General features: G+C 35.6%; 11 protein-coding genes and 4 pseudogenes. 7 read left to right on the forward strand and 8 right to left on the reverse strand.

Translation table 11 applies throughout. The features are described 5' to 3' along the window. The first annotated feature begins 5 nt into the window (after positions 1–5). From lptB to rlmN, 4 genes are all read left to right on the forward strand, one after another. Positions 6–800, forward strand: a complete 795-nt coding sequence (lptB, locus tag BWD162_RS07210; RefSeq protein ID WP_078706027.1) for an LPS export ABC transporter ATP-binding protein — start codon at positions 6–8, stop codon at positions 798–800. 1,139 nt (positions 801–1,939) lie between these two features. Further along, on the forward strand, positions 1,940–2,404 hold the full coding sequence (gene ptsN, locus BWD162_RS07215) for a PTS IIA-like nitrogen regulatory protein PtsN (protein WP_078706028.1): 465 nt from the start codon (positions 1,940–1,942) through the stop codon (positions 2,402–2,404). An 875-nt stretch (positions 2,405–3,279) separates the two neighbouring features. Beyond that, a complete protein-coding gene (locus BWD162_RS07220; protein ID WP_194284883.1) occupies positions 3,280–3,783 on the forward strand; it encodes an invasion associated locus B family protein in 504 nt (167 codons plus the stop codon). Positions 3,784–3,836: 53 nt separating this feature from the next. After that, positions 3,837–5,054 carry a 23S rRNA (adenine(2503)-C(2))-methyltransferase RlmN gene (gene rlmN, locus BWD162_RS07225; RefSeq protein WP_078706030.1) on the forward strand — a complete coding sequence of 406 codons (1,218 nt, stop codon included), beginning with the start codon at positions 3,837–3,839 and terminating at the stop codon, positions 5,052–5,054. A gap of 2 nt (positions 5,055–5,056) precedes the next feature. Here rlmN and BWD162_RS07230 read toward each other — a convergent pair whose 3' ends face one another. Then, positions 5,057–5,695: a LysE family translocator gene (locus BWD162_RS07230; RefSeq protein WP_078706031.1), complete on the reverse strand. Its 639-nt coding sequence runs from the start codon at positions 5,693–5,695 to the stop codon at positions 5,057–5,059. A 198-nt stretch (positions 5,696–5,893) separates the two neighbouring features. On the opposite strand from BWD162_RS07230, the pseudogene BWD162_RS08180 reads away from it, so the two are divergent. The 3 genes and pseudogenes from BWD162_RS08180 (at position 5,894) to BWD162_RS07245 (ending at position 10,692) form a co-directional block, all read left to right on the forward strand. Beyond that, positions 5,894–7,107, forward strand: a pseudogene (locus BWD162_RS08180) (argininosuccinate synthase). A gap of 350 nt (positions 7,108–7,457) precedes the next feature. Continuing rightward, positions 7,458–9,105: pseudogene (locus BWD162_RS07240) on the forward strand (lysine--tRNA ligase). Positions 9,106–9,114: 9 nt separating this feature from the next. Continuing rightward, positions 9,115–10,692 (forward strand): peptide chain release factor 3, encoded by a 1,578-nt coding sequence (locus BWD162_RS07245; protein WP_078706032.1) that lies wholly within the window; start codon positions 9,115–9,117, stop codon positions 10,690–10,692. A gap of 90 nt (positions 10,693–10,782) precedes the next feature. On the opposite strand, the gene trxA is transcribed toward BWD162_RS07245, so the two are convergent. The 7 genes and pseudogenes from trxA to BWD162_RS07280 all read right to left on the reverse strand — a co-directional run bounded on the left by trxA (position 10,783) and on the right by BWD162_RS07280 (position 25,411). Then, complete coding sequence (trxA, locus tag BWD162_RS07250; RefSeq protein WP_078706033.1) at positions 10,783–11,106, reverse strand: thioredoxin; 324 nt, start codon at positions 11,104–11,106, stop codon at positions 10,783–10,785. A gap of 110 nt (positions 11,107–11,216) precedes the next feature. Further along, complete coding sequence (addA, locus tag BWD162_RS07255; protein ID WP_078706034.1) at positions 11,217–14,672, reverse strand: double-strand break repair helicase AddA; 3,456 nt, start codon at positions 14,670–14,672, stop codon at positions 11,217–11,219. Then, a pseudogene (addB, locus tag BWD162_RS07260) lies at positions 14,669–17,799 on the reverse strand (double-strand break repair protein AddB). Before addB ends, addA begins: the two are co-directional and overlap by 4 nt. Before the next feature lie 521 nt (positions 17,800–18,320). Continuing rightward, the gene (tsaE, locus tag BWD162_RS07265; protein ID WP_078706035.1) at positions 18,321–19,814 is read right to left on the reverse strand and encodes a tRNA (adenosine(37)-N6)-threonylcarbamoyltransferase complex ATPase subunit type 1 TsaE; all 1,494 of its coding nucleotides are present in this window, start codon (positions 19,812–19,814) and stop codon (positions 18,321–18,323) included. A 54-nt stretch (positions 19,815–19,868) separates the two neighbouring features. Beyond that, positions 19,869–22,333: pseudogene (locus BWD162_RS07270) on the reverse strand (PAS-domain containing protein). A gap of 726 nt (positions 22,334–23,059) precedes the next feature. Then, on the reverse strand, positions 23,060–24,061 hold the full coding sequence (locus tag BWD162_RS07275; RefSeq protein WP_078706036.1) for a complex I NDUFA9 subunit family protein: 1,002 nt from the start codon (positions 24,059–24,061) through the stop codon (positions 23,060–23,062). Positions 24,062–24,103: 42 nt separating this feature from the next. After that, positions 24,104–25,411 (reverse strand): bifunctional folylpolyglutamate synthase/dihydrofolate synthase, encoded by a 1,308-nt coding sequence (locus BWD162_RS07280; RefSeq protein WP_078706037.1) that lies wholly within the window; start codon positions 25,409–25,411, stop codon positions 24,104–24,106. Between the last annotated feature and the right edge of the window lies 1 nt (position 25,412).

Consider the following 25,412-nt stretch of genomic DNA (forward strand, 5'->3'; position numbering starts at 1 on the left):
ATTTTATGTTTAAAATCAAAAAAACAAAACAAACAACTAAATATGATCTTGCAAGTGAAGCTTTAAAACAATCTTTAAAAGGAACTTTAGTTGCGCGTCATTTAGTTAAAGTTTATCGAGGAAGGCAGGTTGTTAAGGATGTTTCTTTTAATGTCTGCACCGGTGAGGCTGTAGGTATTTTAGGCCCTAATGGTGCTGGTAAAACTACTTGTTTTTATATGGTTACAGGTTTAATTGAAGCCGATGGAGGGACAATTGAAATTAATGGGTTTAATGTCACCCATATGCCAATGTATCAACGTGCGCGTTTAGGTATTGGATATTTACCTCAAGAAACATCTATTTTTCGTGGTCTTTCAGTAGAAAATAACATTAAAGCTGTTTTGGAAGTGATCGAAAAAGATCGCTTTAAGCGTCGTGAAGAACTGGATGCACTTTTATGTGAATTCAAGATTGATCATTTACGCAAAACGCCAGCTATTTCTTTATCTGGGGGTGAACGACGGCGACTTGAAATCGCACGTGCTTTAGCTTCACGCCCCAATTTTATGTTGCTTGATGAGCCATTTGCGGGAATTGATCCTATTGCTATTTGTGATATCCAACGGCTCGTTCATCACTTAACTCAACGTGGTATCGGTGTGTTGATAACCGATCATAATGTACGTGAGACATTAAATCTTGTTAATCGCGCCTATATTATTCATGAAGGACAAGTGTTGATTGATGGTTGTCCGAACGATATTATCAATAACACTGATGTCCGCAGAATTTATTTGGGCGATCAGTTTTCTCTTTGATTATTTTAATATGTTATAAAAGATCAAATTAAATTTAAAAGGTCATAATTATGAAGGATAATGTGCTGTTTTCAATCAATTGCGTCTTATGATATTGATAAAGCTTTTTTACTAGGCGGTCATTTTATGTATTTCATTACATAACTTAAGAATCCTCTATTGATATGAGCTATGATGATGCTGTTTTAACAAAATAAAAAGGCCTTGTGATTTGAGTTATTTTTAGGCTCAGAAAGAAACAATTAAATTTGTTTTCTCTTATTTGTTCACTCTATAAGAATCGCTTTGTACTGATAATATTCGTTGTTTTAGTGTACAAATTTCTGTTTGTATGAATTTTTATAATTACAATTAATTGAATTTCTTCTATTGATATTGTTAGACGAACACTTTAAAAAATGAGATGTTTTTGATTGTATATTAAGAAAGATATTGGTAAATTGATCTTATATTGATGATATAATCGGGTTGTCATGAATCTGCGCATTTCTAGAAAAGATAGAGATAGCAGTAAGATTTTTTACGATCAATTTAAACAATGTATCAGTAATTTTATTTCCAAATATTTTAATGGTGATGTTACGGATTATAAGTACAATTATCAAATCAAATTTGTACTATTCTGCTTATTATATTGCGCATTTAAAAATAAGTGCACTTTTTACAAGCGTCAAGCCAATTACAAAGTGCACAAATAATTTTTAATAGAATGGTTAAATATATTTCATATGTTTTTATTGTTAAAATTAGTTGTTTTAAGCCATACACTAAGACTTCAAGTGAAAGTGCCATTTTAGTTCAATGTGCGTGTTAATGTTATGGAGTCTATTGTTAAAAAGAGAACAATTTTTCAAAGATTATAAATCGATTATGACGACTGAGAGGTTAATAAATATGACGGTAACTATTACTAGCTAAAGCAGGAATCAAATTTGATTGAAACGATTTTTGTTTTCTCAATGTTGTTGAAAACAAACTAATGGTGATATTAGAGAGATTAATTCATGGTTATTATGAGTTAAAAATAGCGTAAATAAAGCAATGTAAAATGTTGACAGAAATCAGCAACAATTCTTAAAAATTAATACTATTTTTGAGTTTTTAAATAAGTATTCGGATGTATAAAAAGGAAATTAAATATGAATTTAAGTGAGTTAATTGCACCAGAAGCAATTATTCCGGTGCTTAAAGCAAATTCAAAAAAACAAGTCCTGAAAATTTTAGCTGAGAAAGCTAATGAATTAACAGGTCTTAATGAGCATATAATTTTTGATATTATTTTGCAGCGTGAAAAATTGGGATCAACCGGTGTAGGAAATGGTATTGCAATTCCTCACGGGAAATTTCCTAATATTGATCGAAATATCTGTATCTTTGCTCGTCTTGAGCATCCAGTTGATTTTGAAACTTTTGATGATGAACCTGTTGATCTTGTTTTTCTACTTTTAGCACCTGAGCATACTGGTACAGATAATTTGAAGGCTTTGTCACAAATTATGCGCATTTTGCATTATTCTGATGTTATTGACAAATTACGCAATACACATGATGTCCACGCGCTTGATGCTTTATTGATTCAACATTTAACATTAGATGCAGCCTAAGAGGTAATGTCGGTGCATATGTATTACGGTAGAGGCAGCTAAAGGCTGAATGTGATATAATCTATGTTAAAAATTGGTCCAAAAAAGAAAAGATTAATACTCTATTAGCCTTTTTTATGGAGTATTTCAAAGTTAAGGATATAGTATTTGATAGTTTTACGATATTGATTTTGAACGGACAAAAAAGAAGAGGCATAAATAGCATCACACAAAGCTAAAAGTCGGCTTTAATTGGTAAGAAATATAGAGTCTATTAACTGTTTGATTTTTAGATACACTAATAAATATATGAATATAAAGTTATTCGTATTTGTGTGGAGGTAGGGAATTGGTTAATATAGAGACAAAACTGCTCTTATATTTTTGAGCATGTAAATCCAATTTTTGATATCAATTAATGCTAACAATAAGATTTTAAAGTTCAAAATTTTCCACGAAAAATATATTTTTTTAAAGTTATATAGTAATTCATTTATATACAGTATAATTCCACAGTTTGTTGCTTAAAAGTTTAACAGTATGTTCACTTTTTGTTCTTATTTTGCAATCGAATTACAAAATTAAGGTGAGGTATTTTTTATATTTTTGTTTTAAACGACAGAAATTACTTATTTACGAAAATACAAATTTTTTATGCAAAAACGAATTTGATGAAATGAAATCAGAGTGTTGTTTTTTTGTCTGATTATTGAAAAAACATTTATATTCTATAAAAACCAAAAAGTTACACTAAAATGAAAGGTTTGTTTAATTGGAAGTCTTATTTTTATTGTTAAATAATTAACAACAATAATGCTAAATTATTTAGCCGGCTTTTGTTAGGCTTCATTAATGAAAAAATTGTTAAAGAGAATAAAGAAGTGAGCTAAATGAAGATGTTAAAAAAGACTTTTATCACTACGTCTATGATGATTCTAGCTACTACTGGGATAACATGGGCACAAACGCCGAATCGTTTAGATCAATTTGAGGCTTGGGGAGCTTATTCTTATAAATCATCAGAAAATACAGTTTGTTATGTGTTGTCAGTACCTTTAAATGCACTTCCAACAACTGTTAATCATGGTGATAATTTCTTTTTGGTAACTAAACGTTCTGATTCACCTGTTATATTTGAGCCGCAATTTATGGCTGGTTATACCCTTAAAGAAGGGTCAAAAGTTACTGTAACTGTTGGAGATGAGGATTTTGACTTTTTTACAAAGGATTCATCAGCTTGGTTAGCGTCATCGGAGATGGAAAAACAGCTTGTTTCTGCTATGCGTTCGGGTAAAGATATGGTGGTGAAAGCGATCTCAAAACGGGGAACACATACTACTTACACTTATTCCTTAAAAGGGGTGACGGCTGCGTTAAATATGGCACAAAAATGTCATTAGAGCGCTTATAATTTTAAAAATAGCTATTAACTGGAAATCAGTGGCTATTTTATATGATTTTTCAACTAGATGGTGCATGTCAAGTGCTCAAAGTAAATGATACTGTGATAAAGGAGAAATCTAAACTATCCTTAATTGGCTTATCGCATGATGAAATGGTGCAAGCTTTAGAGGCGATTGGTGTTCCAAAACATCAAATACGTATGCGCGTACGTCAACTTTGGCATTGGCTTTATGTACGTGGTGTTTCACATTTTGATGAGATGTTAAATATTGGTAAGCCAATGCGCGAAATGCTTCGAGATCATTTTTCTATTGCGCGTCCAGAGATTGTTGAAGAACAAACATCAAACGATGGTACATGTAAATGGCTTTTACGTTTCCCAGCACGTGGTGCTGGAAAACCTGTTGAAATTGAAACAGTTTATATTCCTGAAGAAGGACGCGGTACTTTATGTATTTCATCTCAGGTAGGGTGTACATTAACCTGCTCTTTTTGTCATACAGGAACGCAGACACTTGTTCGTAATCTGACAGCTGAAGAAATTTTGGCACAGTTATTGGTTGCACGTGATCGTTTAGGTGATTTTCCTGAGAAAAATACACCTGATAGTGCAGTCGTTTCAATCGAAGGGCGCAAAGTCACCAATATTGTTATGATGGGTATGGGGGAACCGCTTTTTAATTTTGAAGCGGTTAAAAAAGCTTTATTGATTGCGTCTGATGGTGATGGACTTTCTTTATCAAAACGTCGGATCACTCTTTCAACAAGTGGAGTGGTTCCTGAAATTATACGAGCCGGAAAAGAAATTGGAGTTATGTTAGCAATCTCACTCCATGCTGTACGTGATACATTACGAGATATATTGGTACCAATAAATAAAAAATATCCACTTTCTCTTTTAATGGATGCTTGTCGTAATTATCCTGGTCTTTCTAATGCAAAACGAATTACATTTGAGTATGTTATGCTGAAAGACGTGAATGATAGTTTGGATGATGCTAAACAATTAGTACAGTTGCTTAAAGGTATTCCTGCTAAGATCAATTTAATCCCTTTCAATTCATGGCCGGGAAGTCATTATCAATGTTCTGATTGGGAACAAATTGAACGCTTTGCTGATGTTGTTAATCAAGCAGGTTATGCTTCACCCATTCGGATGCCACGTGGTCGTGATATTTTAGCTGCCTGTGGACAGCTAAAATCAACTTCAAAACGCTTACGTAAATTTGAGCGATTACACTGTGAAAATACAACTGGAGATGAATAAACTTAATTGGTAATAAGTAAGCGTAAAGCAAAAATAATGAAAATAATTGCAATAAGCCAATTGAGCAGGCGAATATAAAAAGGGTTTTCCTTTAGACTCATGGAAAGTTTGTTGGCCATAAGAACCAATAAAATTGTAATAGGTAAAGATATAGGAATATAAGAAAGTCCCAAAATAAACAATTTTTGTTTGACCATAGGATCATTAGCATCGATAAATTGAGGTAAGAAAGTTATATTAAAAAGAATAACTTTGGGATTTAAAAGATTAATTCCAACTCCCGCAAGATAATTACGTTTGAGACTTTGATGTTTTGGTGGGGATGTTTGTTGTAGAGAAAATGTCGAGTTTTTTCGCAATGTTTGAAAAGCAAGCCATAGAAGAAAAAAAGCACCAACAATTTTCAGAAGCAAAAAAGCACTTGGTGAAGTAACAATAAATGCTGATAAACCAATAACTACGGCAGTAATTTGAATAGCAAAACCTGTTGCACTACCAAAGGCACACATAATCCCAGCTTTTTTATTTTGTGCAATAGTCCGTCCTACTGACAGCATTATATCAGGTCCTGGAATAAGCGCTAAAATCAAAGATATTAGAGCAAATTGTATAAAAATGGACCATTCAGGTAAAAATGACATGTAAACTTCCTTTATATAAAGAGATTACTACATTTACGCTTCTCGTATACGCATTTCTCTTTACGCTTTTTTGTTCTTTTTTGCATCTTTTAATATTACTTAAAAGGAATTTATTTTCACTACTTGTATGAGGTTGGTTTCTGGGGAAGGAAAAGAAGGTGAATAATGTAGAGCTTTAAAATGAAAAAATAGTAAAATATTAAAAAAATTATTTTAACTTATTTAAAGAGAGTTAGATACGTCAATCATTCTCAAATAGTTGCAAAGCGAACTTAGCATTGAAGTTGTAACTTTTTCCGCTGATTTGGGGTAGGAGGGAGAATTAGAACCTGCACGTTGTAAGACTAAAATGCTTGATGTTAAGGAAATCTATATTAGAGATTTGTGTGAAGAATTTGTATATAATTTTGCATTTCCGATATTTCGAGAAAATGTGGTTTATGCGGGGATTTATCTTTTGAGGATATCAATTGCTTGCCCACTTATTTCTCAAAACGTCTTATTGAGATTGCTAAAGCGACACGTACATATACAATTACTCATGGTACAATAGGAAAAGGGAATAATCAAGTACGTTTTGCACTTTCTGCCTATGCTCTTAACCCCAATATTAAAGTTATCACTCCATGGTGTGATTGAGCTTTTAAAAGTCAGACAGATTTAATTGAGTTTGCGCAAGCGCATCAAATTTCTGTGAAGAAAAGGATAAACAAGGTGAGGCACCTTTTTCAATAGAATACAAATTTATTACATTTGTCATCAGAAGGAAAAATTTTAGAAGATCTAACTATTTCTACTCCCGAATATGCGCATATGTGCACTCTTGCACCAGAGGTTACTCCAGATCAAGCAGTGATAATCACTATTGGTTTTAAAAAAAGGTGATGCTGTTTCGATTAATGGAAAAATTTTATCTCCTGCGATTTTACTTGCTCAGTTAAATCAGTATGAGTACGACAATGGTATCGGTCGGTTAGATTTAGTAGAAAACCACTTTATAGGTATGAAATCGCGTGATATTTACGAAACATCAGGGGGAATTATTCTCTTAACCGCGCACCGAGCAATTGAATCTTTAACATTAGATCGTGGTGTGGCTCATTTGAAAGATGAATTAATGCCATGTTATGCAGAATTGATTTATTAAGGTTTTTGGTTTTTACCTGAACGCAAAATGTTGCAGACGGCTATAAATTTATCTCAAGAAAATGTTGAAAGTGAAGTAACATTAAAGCTTTATAAAGGTAATGTTATTGTAATGAGGCGCCAAAGCGAAAAGTCACTTTAATTGCAATAAATTGGTTATTTTTGAGGATAGTCAAAGTACTTATGATCAAAAAGATGCTACTGGCTTTATTAAATTAAATGCTTTACGCTTATGCACATTAGCGATGCGTTCATCAAAGTTATAAATGAAAATAATAAAAAACTACTTTAGTATTTTTCTGGAAAAAATAACTTTTAGACAAGATATATAACAGAATTTTTTTTACTTATTTTTACCAACAACAGATACGCTATTTGTTTATGTTGTCTTCAGCGCAAAAGGATTTGTTTTCTTTTGAAGTAAGTGTAATAGGGTAAAGTTTAAAATAACGACACTAAAAAAGCCAATTAAAACGTAAAGATAAGGCTTATTGTGAAGTAATAAAAATGGGGTAAAAGAATTTTTGCTACTTTTAATTTTGCTATTATTGATGAATAAATTCAATGATCATAAACCATGATATTAAACAATTTAATTTAAGGATAAAAATTATAAATGCGTGATCAGTGTGCTGCCCTTAAGTTTACACCCGAATTAATTGATGCAGCTGCTCAGTCGAAGGCCTGGCCATTTGAAGAAGCACGTAAAATTATCAAACGTTATGAAAAAACAGGTTATCCAGAGAGCATTTTATTTGAAACAGGCTATGGGCCTTCTGGTTTGCCGCACATTGGTACCTTTGGAGAAGTGGCGCGCACAACCATGGTGCGTCATGCATTTCACATTTTAACTGAAAACCAAGTTGAAACAAAACTTTTGTGTTTTTCTGATGATATGGATGGTTTGCGCAAAGTTCCTGATAATGTGCCTAACCGTGAAAAGATGGAGCGTTATCTTGGTCAGCCACTTAGTCGTGTGCCAGATCCTTTTGGGGATGTTTATCCTTCTTTTGGAGCAGCTAATAATGCGCGTTTATGCACGTTTCTTGATCGCTTTGGTTTTGATTATGAATTTGTCAGTTCTACCGATTATTATAACTCCGGTCGTTTTGATGAAGCACTTTTAAAAATACTTGCTTGTTATGACCAGGTTATGGACATTATTCTACCAACATTGGGTGAAGAGCGACGGGCAACATATTCACTTTTTTACCTATCTCTCCTGTTTCTGGAAAAGTATTACAAGTACCAATGATTGACCGTAATGTTGAGAAAGGTACTGTCATTTATATAGAACCTGAAACAGGTGAAACAATTGAAACAGAAATCACACGTGGAAAAGTTAAATGCCAGTGGAAGGTGGATTGGGCAATGCGCTGGAAAGCGCTTGGGGTTGATTATGAAATGGCAGGAAAAGATCTTATTGATTCTGTCACTCTTTCTTCTAAAATTTGCAAAGTACTTGATGGTAATCCGCCTGAAGGGTTCAATTATGAGCTTTTTTTAGATGATAAGGGGCAAAAAATTTCCAAATCTAAAGGGAATGGTTTGACTATTGATGAATGGTTGGCTTATGCACCAACAGAGAGCCTAGCACTCTATATGTTTTTAAAGCCTAAAACAGCAAAAAGGCTTTATTTTGATGTCATTCCAAAAGCTGTTGATGAATATTATACACATCTTTCAGCTTATAACCGTCAATTGTGGAAAGAACGGCTAAATAATCCCGTATGGCATATCCATAATGGTTGCCCTCCACAGATTAGTTTGCCTGTATCTTTTGCTATGTTATTGAATTTAGTAAGTGCTTCAAATGCTGAAAATAAAGAAGTGCTTTGGGGATTTATTTCTCGCTATGCTAAAGGAGCAAATCCGCAAACATATCCAATGCTTGACCAGTTAGTGGAATTTGCGATTAAATATTTTGGTATTTTTGTAAAACCAAACAAGAAATTTCGCATACCTGATGAAGATGAACGTTTAACATTGGCTAAAATTGATGAAAAATTAGCCAGCCTTCCAGAAACTGTTGATGAAAATACAATTCAAAATGCGCTTCTTGATGTTGCACGTTTAACCGAGCGTTATCAAGATTATAGCAAAAAAAGCCCTGAAGGGGGCCTGGTGTTTCGAATGTTTTTTTTCAAATGCTCTATGAAGTCCTTTTAGGGCAAGAACGGGGGCCAAGGTTTGGATCATTTATTGCACTTTATGGAATTGATAAAATGCGTGTGCTCATTGCTGAAGTGCTTGCACGATTTTAGGGGGGAATAATGGAAAATAGAGCGCAAGAGGTAAAGCGGCGGCGTACATTTGCGATTATTGCTCACCCTGATGCAGGAAAAACGACATTAACAGAGAAATTGTTACTGTTTGGTGGAGCTATTCAACTTGCTGGTGAGGTGAGAGCAAAAAAAGACCGTATTCAAACTCGTTCTGATTGGATGAAAATTGAACGTGACCGCGGTATTTCGGTTGTAACATCTGTGATGACATTTGAATATGAGGGGCATATTTTTAATTTATTAGATACTCCAGGCCATGCTGATTTTGCCGATGATACATATCGCACTCTCACGGCGGTTGATAGTGCTATCATGGTATTGGATGGTGCACGCGGAATTGAGCCTAGGACATTAAAGCTATTTGAAGTTTGCCGAATGAGGGACATTCCTATTGTTACTTTTGTTAACAAAATGGATCGTGAGACGCGTGATCCCCTAGAAATTTTAGATGAAATTGAAGAAAAACTTGCTCTTGATACTGCTCCAATTACGTGGCCTGTAGGTATAGGTAAAGATTTTAAAGGTACTTTTGATCTTCATCATAACCGTTTTCGTCAACATGATGATGAAGTAACTCCACAAGTAGTTTCTGGGCCTGTTGAGATTTCTAATTTACTACCTGAAAATCAGCGTGCATCTTTTGTTGAAGGAATAGAATTTGCCCGCAATGCATGCAAAAATTTTGATTTTCAAGCTTTCTGTGAAGGTTATATGACACCTGTTTATTTTGGTTCAGCTTTACGTAATTTTGGTGTTCGTGATTTAATAAATGCGTTAGTTGATTTTGGTCCAAGTCCTCGTGATCAGGTGGCTGATCAACGTACTGTAATGGCTGTAGAATCCAAGATGACAGGGTTCGTCTTTAAAATTCAAGCCAATATGGATCCTAATCATCGTGATCGGATTGCGTTTTTACGGGTATGTTCGGGGACGCTTAAGCGTGGTATGAAGGCAAAATTAGTTCGGACGGGAAAACCAATGACGCTTTCGACACCGCAATTTTTCTTTGCTCGTTCACGTCAAATTGCTGATCAAGCCTATGCTGGTGATGTAGTCGGGATTCCTAATCACGGGACTTTGCGAATTGGTGATACTCTGACTGAGGGGGAAGATATTCTCTTTAAAGGTTTACCAAATTTTGCACCAGAAATTTTGCGTCGGGTATGTTTAAATGATCCCATGAAAGCAAAAAAGCTAAAAGAAGCTTTACGACAAATGGCTGAAGAGGGGGTTGTTCAACTCTTTATTCCTGACGATGGATCACTTGCTCTTATTGGTGTTATTGGTGCTTTGCAAATTGATGTTTTAATAGAAAGACTGAAGGTGGAGTATTCTTTACCCGTGAACTTTGAACCAGCGCGTTTTAATATTTGTCGTTGGATTTTTACAGATGATAAAGATGAACTTCAAAATTTTCTCACAAACTACCGCTCTGCTATTGCTCATGATTTAGATGGTGATCCGGTTTTTTTAGCAGAAAATCATTTTTCATTGAATTATGAAGCAGAACGAGTCCCAAAAATAAAATTTTCACCTTTTAAAGATTATCAAATCCGTTCTAAATAATAATTTTCAGCAAAGAAACTCATTTTAAAAAGATAAAGAGCTCTTTAGAACTTCTCTCTTTATATAAATAAAAGTTTATTATAAGAAAATTTAACTAAGCCCCTCTTTAATCCATTCGCAGAGGCGTCCTTTAGAAACGGCACCAACCATATGAGATGAGATATTTCCATTTTTAAACATCAAGAGAGTAGGGATTGAGCGAACTCCATATTGCGTAGCCAGTTCTGGATTTTCATCAATATTAACTTTGACAATTTTCACTTGGCCTTGCATTTCTATTGAAATTTCATCCAGGATCGGTGCAATCATTTTGCAAGGGCCACACCACTCTGCCCAAAAATCAACTACAACAGGAGTGGAAGAGGTGAGAACTTCATTTTCGAAATTGCTATTATCAGCTTTTATACATGTCATTGATTGAGCCTTTATATATTCTTTTATACATATTAAAATGACTTCGATTAATGTCAAGTAATGATAAAATAAAGGAGGACAAGATCTTTTGAAAAGTTTTTTCTTTTTTATCAGACAAATTCATTCAAACATGTATCGAGTTTTTCAGGAGTAAGTGTAAAAATTTTCGCTTCTCTACAATAAATAAGAAAAGCATCAATATTTTTATCTGGATAAATAGTTTGCAGCAATTTTCGATAAAGAGCCATTTGTAATAAATAATTTTGGGGGATAGTAATTTCATTTTCTGGTGGAATTCCTGTTTTAAAATCAGCAAAAAGAACACTGTCTTGAGTGACACATAAACGGTCAATTTGTCCGGAAATTATCTGTTCTTTACCATGAATTTTGAGAGTACCCATAAGCGAAACTTCAGCACGAGAATGAGCAGAAAAAAGGGATTTGAGATGTGGATTTTCTAACAATTCACAAACTTGATGGAGTGCTTTTTTTCTTTGAAGTTCAGGCCAATGGGAAGCTTTGATGCTGAGATAACGCTGAGCGTAATCAAAACGTTTTTGGAGAGGGCACTCAGGCAAATATTGTAGTAAGCGGTGAACCAAATTACCATATTCGATAGTAAAAATTTTGTTCGTATTTTTTTCTCCTAAAACGGGTGAAACGCTATAGTGTGTTTGATTAGAAAAAGATTCAGCATTAATATCAATGGAAGGACCAGCAATAGAAGGTCTTAGCGGTTTTGGTAAACCTGGTTCTGAATGCATTTTATGATGAAAAAAAGCTGGCAAAGGTGGCAATGTTTGTTTATCTTCATCAAGTATTTCCTTGTTTGTTAGGGTAGACGAAGATGTAATAGAATAGCGCCAAGCTGCTATATCTTCTGTTGGGCCTTTTATGGTAACGCTGTGGGGTTGAAGGGCTTTTTTTACCAATTTTAGCCATGTATTAGAGTTTTCTTTTTGATTGCTATAACCGCAAACAATCAATCGATCTTCAGCACGTGTCATTCCCACATAAAGAAGGCGCTTATACTCTTCTTCTGCACGCTCCTTTAAATGCGAGAGTGCTTTTTCAAAAGGCTTTTTAAATTGTGCATTTGGACGCCAAATAAGAGCTTGTCTTCCATTCAGAGGAAATGTGAAAAAATGTGGTATATAATGTGAATCCCAGATTGCACTACCCGGATCAACCAAAAAAACGATAGCGCTTTCCAATCCTTTAGCAGCGTGGACAGTCATAATGCGAACTTCTTCATGGTTTTGATCAAGCTCACGTTTGATTTCTGGTTTATTGGCATTCAATATTTCCAAAAAGGCTTGTAGTCCTGGCAAACCGGTTTGTTGAATTGTGAGTGTATAATCCATGAAAGCGTCAAGAATTTCATTTGCTTCAGATCCTAAACGGGCAAGGATTTTTTGTCGCCCTTTGTCATTGTTGAGAATGTGACTATAAAATTCAAAAACCGGTATTTTATCAACAAAGGTGCGATATTTGCTTAAATTTTCAAAGGCATCTTTATAAGATGTATGTGATGAAGCGTGGGTACGAAGACTTTTCCAAAGTGACCCTATACGTTTTGCTGCAAGGTGATAGAGTGCATCTTCGCTAAATGCAAAAAGTGGACTTTTTAAAACACAAGCAAGAGAAAGGTCATCTTGTGGTTGCAAAACGAACTGCGCAAGCGCCATTAAGTCACGTACACTGATATGGCTGGTTAGCTGTAAACGATCAGCACCAGCCACAGGAACATTGTGTAATTTAAGTGCGCGAGAAAGAGCAGGTACAAATTGATCATGTCGTTTACGAACTAAAACCATAATATCACTAGCGCGCAGCAGGCGTCCTTTTGCTGGAAGCATTTCGCCTGAGTGCAACCAGTCAGCAATGGTTACGGCAATTTTATTTGCTAAGCGTATTTCAGGTGTATCCAAGTGATCGACAGTTGAATGCCAATCATCAGGAAGTTCGTTTGTTTCTTTGGAAATGGTGTCCCATAAAATAACTTCACCTGGGCTATTAATGCGAACAGGTTCGTGCACTGTTTTTACATTATCTGCTGAAAGTCCTTTATAATTTTCCGGCGTTTCAAATACAAGATCAACACCTTTGAGGATATCAGCTGTAGAGCGAAAAGAATAGTTTAGTTGTATTTTTTCAAATTTTTGATTAATGCGTTGCGCTTGTTTTTGAAACATTCGGCCATTTTTAGCAAAATTTTCTGGTTCAGCACCTTGGAAAGAGTAGATAGATTGCTTTTCATCACCAACAGCAAAAATGGTGCGGATGTTTGTGTGTTGACTATAGTCTGCAAAAAATTCCTGCGCTAAAAGCTGAATAATTTGCCATTGCTCAGGGTTTGTGTCTTGTGCTTCATCGATAAGAATATGATCAATGCCACGATCAAGTTTATATTGCACCCACTGACTTGCACCTTTACGCTGCAATAAATAGAGTGTGCGTTCAATAAGGTCATCAAAATCTAACAGACCATTGGCTTTTTTTAAATCCGCATAGATTTTAAGATAAGTAGCACAAATTTGAAAAGCGGCCATATTGAGTGTGACAAGTTTTATACCTTGATATTTGTCTAATAAAACAGAGACTTTATTTTGTTTTTCTTCAATCTCTTTTTGAATAAAAGACGAAGTCTCATTTAATTTTTTGGAAAGAAGACATGAAAAATTACGGGGTATACCATCAGTTGTAAAGTAAATGCTTGATACAACGTCTATAATATCTTCTTCATCTGAGACAGTCGCTAACTGAGAAAATTTCGCTATAATGTCTGTTGCTTTTTTATTACTGTAGGTTTGAAAATATTTGAAGGTATAAGAAGACAATGAAGCGGTTTGTTGAATTTCTTTAAGTATTTGTGAATGTGTTTCATTGGGAGTTAAATTAAAAAATGCACGTAATTGCTGTTCTCCACTTTTAGATAAAATGAACGGCAAGAAGTCAGAAAGTTCATGCTGTTTTTGAGCAGCTTCATGGAGCAATTGATCAAATGTACTTTCGCTAATAGTTTTAAATAACTCTTTTAAAGCCGATTGTATATGGCTATGTGCCAAAAGTTGGCAACGGGCTTGATGCAATAACTGTGTTCGATTTGTATCATCAAGAAGTTCAAAATGACCAGCAATATTAGATTCTAGCGGAAATTGATGCAATAAAGCTTCACAAAATGCATGAATGGTTTGGATTTTTAAGCCACCTGGTGTTTCAAGAGCACGAGCAAAGAGTTTACGTGCATAAGCGAGTTTTTGTGCATTTGTGGGTTTATTTTCAAGTTGCGATAAAACTGTTTGGAGTTGCTCATCATTAAGTTCGTTCCAACTGGAAAGTGTACGAAAAATACGCGATTGCATCACAGAAGCAGCTGCGTTGGTATAAGTTAGACATAAAATACGCGCTGGAGGTGTACCGTTTAAAAGCAAACGAATGACGCGTTCACTTAAAACGTGGGTTTTGCCAGATCCTGCATTTGCAGAAACCCATACATTTGTTTTTGGGTGTGTCGCTTTTTTTTGTGCATCAAGGGCTGCTTCGGGAATAAAAAAAGTAGTCATGATAAACCTGCTTTATAAAAATTACTGGACCATTCCGATAATCGAGCCAAGTGATCATAATCACCTTCATAATGATGAGGTGAAGGGAGTGCGTGTGAAAGATAGCCTTGTTGTGGATTTTGATAATACTGGATCAATGCGATAAGACGCATCCATGCTTCTTGACCAAGTGAAACTGCATTTGTCTGATCTTTTGCTTTTTTTTTGTATGAAATAATCGATTGAGATTCGATTGAACCTTTTCCTTTAAGGGGGATGTAAAATAAGTTTAAAGGGTTAAGACCTTGGAAGTCTATAAAAGCTCCTTGCATTAACAAAGCTGCTTCCAATGCCAATTGCGGATGTAATAAAGCACGAACCTGTTTAGATGAAGGGGGAGTATTGGTTTTAAAATCAAGAATTTCAACCATTTTACCAGGCAAAATATCAATACGATCAGCGCGCCCTGAAAGAGTGACACCTGTTGTACCTATAGGTGTTTTTTGAGAAGCAACTTCAACATGTCGTTCTCGAGGGCCGAGGCTTCGTTCCCATTTAATAAAAAAAGGAGCAAAATTTTCAAAAATTGACCACCAAATTGCTTTAATGTCAGGAGGCAAATTTAATTTGTCAAATTCTTTGCGCCCAATAGCCAGAAATGTCGCTAATGCATGAGCAACGTTTGGGTCTTTTATTTGTGTGCAAAAAGCGGCAAGAATAGCATGATATAAAATTCCACGGTCAGCTGCATAAGGGCTATAAATAAGTGCCTTAAGTGGTTTGAGGCGCAAGATTTTTTTAGCATAAATGGCATAAGGATTATAGCGCAACGTTTCTATTTCAGTCACTGAAAAATGACGTGGGCGCATATCAAGTGGTGGTACAGGGCAAGGTCGTGGTGTAAAACCGATCGTATCTGTTTTGTCGAGCATTTTTGCCCAATGAAGAAATGTCTCTCCCCGTGAGCAGATTTGTTTCCAAACTTGTTTACCCACTACTGTTTCTAAACGTTGCAACCAGCGTGAGGGGACAGAAGGAATATGGTTGATACGCGTAGCTCGACTCATCACTACCTTATTCATTCCCATAGCCCATTGAAAATCATGTGCAGAAAGGCCAATACGCTTTTCAGGTGGTTCAAGAGTTAGCGTCATTTTCATTGGCCGCGATAAAAAAGCATCATTGCGGGTTGTTATAGGCCAAGATCCTTCATTAAGGTTACCAAGAACAACTGTATCAACTGTTTGTAAGCGCGATTCTAAAGTGCCCCAAATAAATAAACGTGAATGCCCTCCGGGGGAAGGGCCTACACAGCGGGTTGCTATGAGTGCTAAAAACATAGCTGGCCATTCACAAAGATGAAATTTTAATTCTGATTGATCGTTAACCAATTCATGCAAAAAAATTGATAAAGCTTTTCCTGCTTCATTTTGATAAAGGTGCACAAAGGAATTATTATCATCTCGCCCAAAATTTTCAAATGCTTCGACAGTGGCTCTTGCAACTTCATTAATGGTATATTCTTTATCCTGTTTTATCAAAGACGCTAATGGTTCAACTGCTTTAACCAAAAGGTGACAAAGCAAGCGTGCTTCTTCGGTTTTTTGTGGATCAAAGGGGCAATTGTCAGACATGTTATAGGAATGTGTTTGCACCCATGTTTCAAGAAATTGATCACATTCGCAAAGGTTGATGCGATTAGGACTACCTCGAAGAACAAATAGTTCAAAATTTTCTACTATTTCACGTAAACGTTGACGATTTTGTCCTAGAATTGTGAGTGGGTGTTTAAGAAGAGATAGAAAAGCGATAGGATCACCAGGCTTAAACACATTTTCTAACAATAGTCGTAATAGGGTTGCAGGCAATGTATGAGCAAGCGGCATTCCACCTGAATCATTTGCTTCAATCCCAAAGCGTTGTAATTCAGTAACAACACGGCGTGCTAAATTACGGTCATTAGTAATAAGAGCTGCAATTTTTTGAGGCTCTTCAATGGCATTACGTAAAGCAATAGAAATGGCTAAAGCTTCTTCGCGTTCATTACTGGCTTCAATCAGTGACCAATCTGCGCAAACATTTTCATAATCATCACGCACAATTTGTGCCCATTGATCTGTAGTAGAAACTGGTCGTAGCGCTTCTGATACAAGGGCAGCACGTTTTGTTTGCATTATACTTCTTTGGCCAATTTCACTCACATGAATGCGTTGACATTTCATAAGAGATAAAAATTTTTTTAAATGATATTGAGGGTGACTAAAAGCACCAAGAGCATGATCAAAACAATCAAGAGTTGTTGTATCTTTATTCATTGTGCCTAATGCATCCCATTGCGCTTCATCCATATAAAGATCAAGCCCTGGGAGAACAACGGCTCCTTTGGGCAGGTAGGCAACCACTTTTGAAAGATGAGCAACTGCAGGAATAGAACCTGTTGCACCAGCAACGATAATAGGTTTATGAGGTTGTGTATGGTATAAAATGTCTGCTTGTATTTTGAGTGCTTGATTGCGCCATTCAACCGGATTACTTCGTTGTTTTTCTTTTAAAATTTGAGGCCAATTTTGTGTGATAATAGTTAAAAAATCTAAAGTGATTTGCCACCATTCAGCAACCGTATCAGGGCAAATATCTTTGAGTTTTGACCAATCTGCAGATTCTGTTTCAACTTCATCCATCAAACATGCTAGATCTTGAGCAAGCCAAATTGCATCAGCAGTATTAGCAGGAATGAGCACATCTTCTGTACCAAATATAGCACGCAAATGGGCTGGCAAATTTTCCCGCCAAGGACGAATAAGGCGTGCTAGAAGGAGAAGACGTTCACTTTCTTTAATGGGGGGATTGAGTGTCAAAATACTATCATGATTTTCAATAAAAAAGAACTTTCTTCATCCATATCTCCTAAAGGGCGGATAGTGGGCAAAAAGCTTGATCGTGTATGACTTCTTTCAACAAAAACTGCACGTAAAGCACGAGCAGCACGCCGTGTTGGTACATAAATAAGAGTATCAACGAGCGCAGCTTGGATATCTCCATTTGGTGCAAAATCATCAATAAGACTGCCTGAGAGAAGTGCATCAACGAAATGAGGCAAAAAAGAAGTTCCAGGAGAAATAGAAAATACACGTGGTTTACGAGTCACTGAGCCTTGTTTTTGGGGCATAAAGATTCCATCTTAGTTATCTTTTGATTATTTCCATTGTATACTAATTTTCAATTAGCAAAAGCCTGAAAAACTGTGTTTATACAATAGCTTTTCTAAAGTAAAAGTGAGAGGAATAAAGTATTGCGGTTGCAGTTATAAAAGTTGGATTAATTAGAGAGAATATTGTTATTGATAGCTACTTTGGAATTAGCTAAAATTGCTGAAGAAAGTTTATTTTGAGGATCAATAGTTACAATCAATTATACTTTGTTTTATAGTGTTGTGGCATGTAACAATTTAAAGAAATGGATCTATAGGGGTTTAAATTATAATAATATCCCATCGTATGAAGAAAAAAATTGTAATTATCAGGAAGAGATCTGCACTTTAAAAATAAGAAAACGATTTTGTTTTAAAAAAGATAGTTTAATAACATTTCAGCTTAAATCTCATGAATTATTTCCTACTCATAAAGCATGTACGAAACATATGATAATGCGCTCAATAGCTGAATATATCTACAGTGTATCTGCAAGTATGCCCATTTCTTGATAAAAGCTTTGTAAATCAGCAAGAGTTGGGTGTGAAAGATTACGGGCAAGATAATCTTGAAGGTAGGGTAAATGTTTAAGGTAAGATGATTTTCCATCTTGTTGATGAAGCCGTATAAAAATTCCTAAAATTTTTGAAATCCGTTGAGCACCAGCAAGCGCATAAAGTTTACGCAATTTGTCTTCATTAAAAGATCGTGGTGCTTGACGACGTGCATTGCAATAAGCATCGAGAATTTTTGCTTCCAATGTTGGTGAAATATAGCAACGTGCATCTTGTGCTAAAGAAACAAGATCATAAACTGTTGGACCTTTCAAACCATCCTGAAAATCAATAAGACCAATACGATCAATTCCTTTTTTATGAGCGCGCCAAAGAATGTTAGGCGAATGATAATCGCGCATAACAAAGGTATTTTCTCCTTGAGTTAACATGTCAAGATAAGGGTGCCAACAGGTAAAAAAAGCTTTACGTTGTTTTTCATTTAAAGATTTTTGTTTTTGAAAAGGTATATACCAGTCCAGCAGTAAAGAAAGCTCTGCTTGCATAGTTTGGTAATCATAATAGGGAATTTGAAGCAAAAATGTCGCAAATTGTTTTTCTGAAGGCCATGACTTTTGGTGGAAAGTTGCCAATAATTCACTACAAGCAAGATAACGTTCTTCTATAGGATTGCCTGTTTGATCTAAAAGTCCTTCACGCCCTAGATCTTCTAAAATTAAGAAGCCTTTTTCAAAATCTTCAACAAAAATACGAGGAGCAGAAAATCCATTATCCGAAATAAGCCGACTTATCCCTACAAATTGACGGATATCCTTTGCAAGATGTGTTATTTCTGAATAAGAGGAATTGACATCATGTGTTGTTTGCATAATTGCTGCATCCATGAGAACTTCTTGATGGTGACCATCATCTAAAAGTTCATAGGAACGTGCTGAAGCATCACTTGCTAAAAAATAACGATGGACATGACCACGGCCATGAGTTGTTAGGAAGGAACGAATGGCAAAAGAATGTTGCAGACGCTTGGCAGAATGTGCTGCTGATGCAACAGTGATGTAACGTCCACAATTTTCGTGTTGTAAGGTGATAGCAAAGGTAGCAGGCCCTAAAAGATCTGCTCCTTTTTCTGGCCATTCTATCAATAAAACACTTTGTTCACGTGCTTCATGAAGCCCTAATTCGTCAATTTCTTCTACCATAGAAAGGCGGTAAAAATCAGCATGGATAACTTCAAACTGTGGAAGCTGATAATCTTGAACAAGAGTAAAAGTAGGACTGGGGACATCCAATGTGTTATCGTTAGCAAGTGCACGGATAAGTGAGCGGGCAAGTGTTGATTTTCCTGCCCCAAGATTGCCTTGGAGTGTTACAAGGTCGCCTGGTTTTAAGGCAAGGGCTAAATCTTGCGCAAAAAGTTTAGTTGCTTCTTCATTTTCGAGAAAAAAACTAAAATTCATAAAGAATTCCATGAAATTTATAGAAAAAAATTGTTATAATAACTAAAAGTAAGATTAAGAAATTATATCCTCTTTTTGCACTGGAAAAAAGCACTTAACTGTTGTCCCTTGGCCCGTACCGGTTAAAATTTTAACATGTCCACCATGGAGTTCAACGAAACTTTTAACAAGAGAGAGGCCAAGACCCGCTCCTGCACGTCCACCATGATGAGGACGAGAAGAAAAACGTTTGAAAATACGATCCAGAATATCAGTTGGGATATCAGATCCTTCATTATGGACACTGAAAACAATATTGTCTCTTTGTTTATTTGCACAAAATTCAATCGTGCTTTCTTCCGTTGCAAAATTAACAGCATTACTGAGTATATTAACAAAAATTTGGTGCAAACGTGTTGCATCAGCCAAAATAAAATTTAAAGAAGAAGAAATCTGTTGTGAAAATGTGATATAGCGCCCATTAAGATGTTCTTCTACTCGGGCAACTGCTTGTGCCATAGCATCGGTAATGTTAACTGGTTTAATGTCCAATTCCATAATGCCTGCATCAAGAGTCGCAAGGTCAAGAATATCATTAACAATGTTCAAAAGGGCATTTGACTCTGATTGGATATGGCCAAGGTATTCACGTTGGCGTTCATTGATAGAGCCAAAAATTTGGTCGCGTAAAATGTCAGAAAATCCAATAATATTGGTAAGAGGTGTACGTAATTCATAAGAAACATGTTGGACAAATTCATTGCGTAAACGATCAGCACTTTCTAGAGCTTCATTCCTTTCTTGTAGTGCGCGCGCAATATGAACACTATCGGTAACATTAACAAACGTTAGCATTATTTGTCCGTTAGGCAATGGTACCAATGTATAATCAATAATCGTTCCATTTTTTAAGTCTATGCGACCTGAATATGCATCACGTTTTTCAGCAAAACCAGTGATGAATTTAGTAAATTGTTCCCATTCTTGTCCTACTGTTAAAGTTGAACAATGGGTTTGTAATTGTGTAATGTGGGTTCCTTCTACTAGTAAATTATAAGGTAAAGACCACAATTTTGATAGGGCTGGATTTGATAAACGAAGGCGTCCATCAGTTCCAAAAACCACTACACCTTCGGAAAGTTTATCAAGTGTTTCACCTTGTATTTTGATTAATGTATTATAACGTCGCTCAAGATCAATTTTTTCAGTAAGATTTTCGTAAAACCAAGTAACACCTCCTTGTGGATGAGGGCTAGCAATAACGCGTACTGTACGTCCATCGGGAAGATTCCAAATTTGTTGGTCCGATTCTATTTGCTGGTAAGCTTTAAAAAGCTCTTCTTTCCATGCACGCCAATCAGGATGTTCACCAAGCAGTCCTTTTTCACGCAACTGTTCAAGAAGCAATGAATGACTTGGTTCACTTTCTAAAAAAGAATTTTCCAGCGGCCATAAAACTTTAAAGGCATGATTGCAGAATTTTAACTTTTGATGAGTATCAAAAATTGCCACAGCTGTTGAAATTTGGTCGAGTGTTTCACAATGGTTTTGAAGAATTCGTCTCATTTCTTTGGTAAGATTTTCATATGCACTATCATCACGGGCGAAAGCTGCCATCCCTTCTGCTGTTGTGACACGGGTGAGGTGAAAGTGGTGCCGTTCTCCATCAATAACTGTATGAACGTGTTCTTGAAAAACTGTTTCTGCTTCATCTGTTTTACGCTGTGTGGTTTCATTGAAAAGGTCAGTTATATGATTGCTGCTTTCTTGAAAGCTTGTTATTTCTCGAAAAGCGCGATTAATAAAACAGATTTTCCCTTCACAATCTTGGATCCACACCGGTTCTTGAATATGATCAAGAAGGTTACGTTGTAGGTTCAGTTCTTTAAGTAATTCGGCGATATTTTCCTGTAAACGAATGTTTTCACTTTGCTGAGGTGAAATATCTTGAAAACGCGCAATAGCCGCTGTTCCTGCGATGACACCTGTAACTTGCAACAATGTTTTATTTGTCGTAGTAATAGAAAGTTCAAAGGGACAACCATTACAGCGCAATTGAATCAGTGCTTGATCAAGTTGTCTTAGAGATGATTCTTCAAGCCAACGCCCAAAACATTGAAAATTTTTCTGGTTAATTTCCATTTTTTGTAATGCAGAAATATTACCAACTATATGCGGTAAGGCTGTTGGATTTTCCCAAATCAGAAGGCACTGCCCTGTTTCTTCAAAAAGCCACTCATAATATTTAAGCTTTTCAAAAAAATCTGCCTGAATCATTTTCAACGGTTTCCATGAAGCTCTTTTTATAGCCATAATAACCGCTATACATATGAGTGGTGAGGTACAAGAAATACCCCCAAAAAGTGCTAAAATAAGCCATGAACTATCTGGCCAAGTGAAGGTAGAAAGAGAGGGGAATGCTAACGATTGAGCAACAGCTGGTAATGGAGAAAAAAGAATAAGAAGCAAAAAATACAGGTATAAATTTGAATGATTTTTTGAGTTTTTTCTTTGGAGGTATAGTCACCAAAGTTGTGCACGATGCATCTCCTTTTTTAACCAGGGAAATGTTCTAATAAAGGTGATGGTTTGGGTTATAAGGTTTTTGTAGGCAACTCCAATATAGATAACTTATATCTTCCGATAGAACATTTGATTTTATTTCTAACCGATGAAGATAAAGGTATACAACTTTTTCATTATAATATTTAGGTAAAACGGTTACTTTATTTTATAGTTTTCTATACAAGAAACATATGCCTCACTTAAAAGTTAGTTAGAAGAAAATTTTTTACGGCAAATCATTAGATTGAATATTTCCATTGTTGACAAAAAATACCAAATTTTTTGCTAGCTATAAACAGCAAGTTAGATATCCTATGATAACATAGCTATCATTTTTGTTTCTTTAAAATTATTTTGTTCAAAGTGATTAAAGAAGATTAAAAAATGCACGCATATATAAAGATTTCTTTATATATTTATATAAAAAATCTTTTTTAAATTTTCATGAGCCTGTGCTTATAGGCAATATATTGATATGTTGAATGATGATACCCGCAACAGGCAATAAAAAATATCGTAAATTCTATTGATAAAATAAAACATTCATAGTCTACGGTGGTTTTAATATTGTAAAGAGAGGCCAAAGAATTTATTTATGAAATTATATTCTCTGAAAAATGCCATATAAATATAAATTTGAGCAGCAGTATATCTATTTTTAAGTGTAAGCATTAATCCAATTTAAGCACAAAAAAATGGCATTAAGCTGATAAACCTTTAGAAAACTGCCCTTGAGGACGAAACCGCCATAGATAACTGGGTAAAATAGCGCTCATTGTTTTAGGAGTAATTCCGACTCCTTCTAAAGTCTGTCCATTTTTAATAGCCTCTTGAGAGACAATATTGTTTATTTGTAGAAAGCGTATTTGATCAGCAGTCATAAGTTCTGGCAATAAGGGTATTTTACCGATATTTCCTAAAATATTTCCAATAAAAAGACCAGTAGAAAGAGGCATAGATAAAATTATTTTCTTGCGGTGAATGATTTTTAGTACATTTTCAACGATGTTCTGAAATGTCATAACTAAAGGTCCACCAAGATCATAACTTTTTCCAGAAGCAACCTTTCCTTCCAAAGCGCGTGTAACAAATTCAGCGATATCACCAACATAAACAGGTTGAAATTTGCTTTGTCCACCACCAAAAAGTGGTACAATAGGCGAAAAGCGAGATAAATTTGCTAAGGTATTAAAAAAACAATCTTCCGGCCCAAAAATAACCGATGGGCGCATAATAATTGCTTGAGGATGGCTATCACGCACAATTTGTTCACTTGTAAATTTAGCATGAGCATAAGAACATGAGGTGTTTTCATCATTGGCGATGAGTGTGGACATATGAATGAGTGGAATATTCGCTTGAGCTGATAATTCTGCAACATTTTTTGCGCCATCAATTTGTGCATTTTGAAAATTCGACTGGCTTGCTTGTGTTAAGCTTCCGGGAAGAAAAATTGCACCGTCTGCTCCTAGCAATGCACGGGCAACACAAGCACGGTTTTTAACATCAGCTGCAAGCATTTGGATTTGGCCCACTTCGCCGACCTGTAACATATAGTAAGCTTTTTGCGGATAACGAACAGCAATACGAACGCGATACCCCTGTTTAGTTAAAGTTTCAACGATATGTCGTCCTACAAAACCTGATCCACCGAAAACAGTGATAAGTTTAGGATGTTGATAAAGAGTGCAATCAAGTTTCATAATAAAAAATTCTATTCATTAAAGCTCTATGAAGGAAAATTTTTAGCATGGCGGTGTTTCATTGTCACGTAAAATATCACCTGCAAAATAGAGAGAGCCACCAATAAAGATAATTGCATCTTTATGTTCTAAACTAATTTTGTGAAAAACAGCTTGTAGATTAGCTTGTGGGCTAGCAATAAGTCCTACTTTTTGAGCTGATTGGGCTAAAATTATAGGACAGACGCTTGCATTATTGGAATTTAGTGGGATCGTATAAACTTTATCTACGATATTGGATAAAGGGCGAAAATAACCAATAGTGTCTTTAGTTTTAAGCATACTGGCAATCATAATAATAGGACGGTTTGATTTTTTTTTCCATTGTTTAAGTTGCGCTGCAACAACCTTTCCAGCAGCAGGATTATGGCCACCATCTAGCCATAAATCAGTACTCAGAGGAAGTTGATCAACTAATCGTCCATGGGTGAGATGTTGCATTCGTGCTGGCCAGTAAAGATTGCGTAAAGCTTTGCTTATTGTTTGTTCTGAAAGTTGAAATCCTGCTTGATAGATTGCTTCGATAGAAGCACCAGCATTAGCAATTTGATGAGCACCGATAAGATTGGGAAGTGGTAGATCCATTAAACCTTGATTATTTTGAAATACCATACGTCCATATTCTTCATAACTTTGATAATCCTGATTAAAAATAAAATAAGGTGCTTTATTTTTTTCAGCAAGGGTACTTAAAATAGAATGAGTTATATCATAATTTTGCTTGCCAATGACCACAGGAACAGTCTGTTTAATAATCCTCCCCTTTTCAAAAGCGATTTTTTCAATAGTGTTACCAAGAAAGGTTTCATGATCATAGTCAATGGGCATAATAAGGGATACAGCTGGTTTTTTAATTACATTGGTAGCGTCAAAACGCCCTCCTAATCCAACTTCTACAATTATTGCATCGGCAGGATTTGTGCTAAACAACATAAAAGCAACTGCTGTAAGAATTTCAAAAATAGTGATTGGTTCGTTACGGTTCACTTCTATAATTTGATGAATTGTTTTGACTAGTTGGTCATCTGTGACAAATTGACCGCTTAGTCGCCAGCGTTCATTCCAATGCACTAAATGAGGAGAGCTGTATACATGGACATGGTAGCCTGCACTTTCCAACAAAGCTCGACAAATAGCTGCAGCAGACCCTTTACCATTTGTTCCGGCAATGTGAATAGTGGGTGCAAGCTTTAAATGTGGGTTGCCAAGACACTCTAAAAGACGAAAAATACGTTCTAAAGAAGGAGCAATTTTTTTTGGATAGCTTTCCAGTAAATCATCAATCACTTTTTGTGTGCGGCTTTTTTTCATA

Origin of the sequence: Bartonella sp. WD16.2, assembly GCF_002022505.1 — a bacterium.
GTDB lineage: Bacteria > Pseudomonadota > Alphaproteobacteria > Rhizobiales > Rhizobiaceae > Bartonella.

What these genes read in the sequence shown, in the direction of transcription:
- lptB (WP_078706027.1), top strand. Translation starts at nt 6, where the DNA reads ATGTTTAAAATCAAAAAAACAAAACAAACAACTAAATATGATCTTGCA.
- ptsN (WP_078706028.1), top strand. Translation starts at nt 1,940, where the DNA reads ATGAATTTAAGTGAGTTAATTGCACCAGAAGCAATTATTCCGGTGCTT.
- BWD162_RS07220 (WP_194284883.1), top strand. Translation starts at nt 3,280, where the DNA reads ATGTTAAAAAAGACTTTTATCACTACGTCTATGATGATTCTAGCTACT.
- rlmN (WP_078706030.1), top strand. Translation starts at nt 3,837, where the DNA reads ATGATTTTTCAACTAGATGGTGCATGTCAAGTGCTCAAAGTAAATGAT.
- BWD162_RS07230 (WP_078706031.1), bottom strand. Translation starts at nt 5,695, where the DNA reads ATGTCATTTTTACCTGAATGGTCCATTTTTATACAATTTGCTCTAATA.
- BWD162_RS07245 (WP_078706032.1), top strand. Translation starts at nt 9,115, where the DNA reads ATGGAAAATAGAGCGCAAGAGGTAAAGCGGCGGCGTACATTTGCGATT.
- trxA (WP_078706033.1), bottom strand. Translation starts at nt 11,106, where the DNA reads ATGACATGTATAAAAGCTGATAATAGCAATTTCGAAAATGAAGTTCTC.
- addA (WP_078706034.1), bottom strand. Translation starts at nt 14,672, where the DNA reads ATGACTACTTTTTTTATTCCCGAAGCAGCCCTTGATGCACAAAAAAAA.
- tsaE (WP_078706035.1), bottom strand. Translation starts at nt 19,814, where the DNA reads ATGAATTTTAGTTTTTTTCTCGAAAATGAAGAAGCAACTAAACTTTTT.
- BWD162_RS07275 (WP_078706036.1), bottom strand. Translation starts at nt 24,061, where the DNA reads ATGAAACTTGATTGCACTCTTTATCAACATCCTAAACTTATCACTGTT.
- BWD162_RS07280 (WP_078706037.1), bottom strand. Translation starts at nt 25,411, where the DNA reads ATGAAAAAAAGCCGCACACAAAAAGTGATTGATGATTTACTGGAAAGC.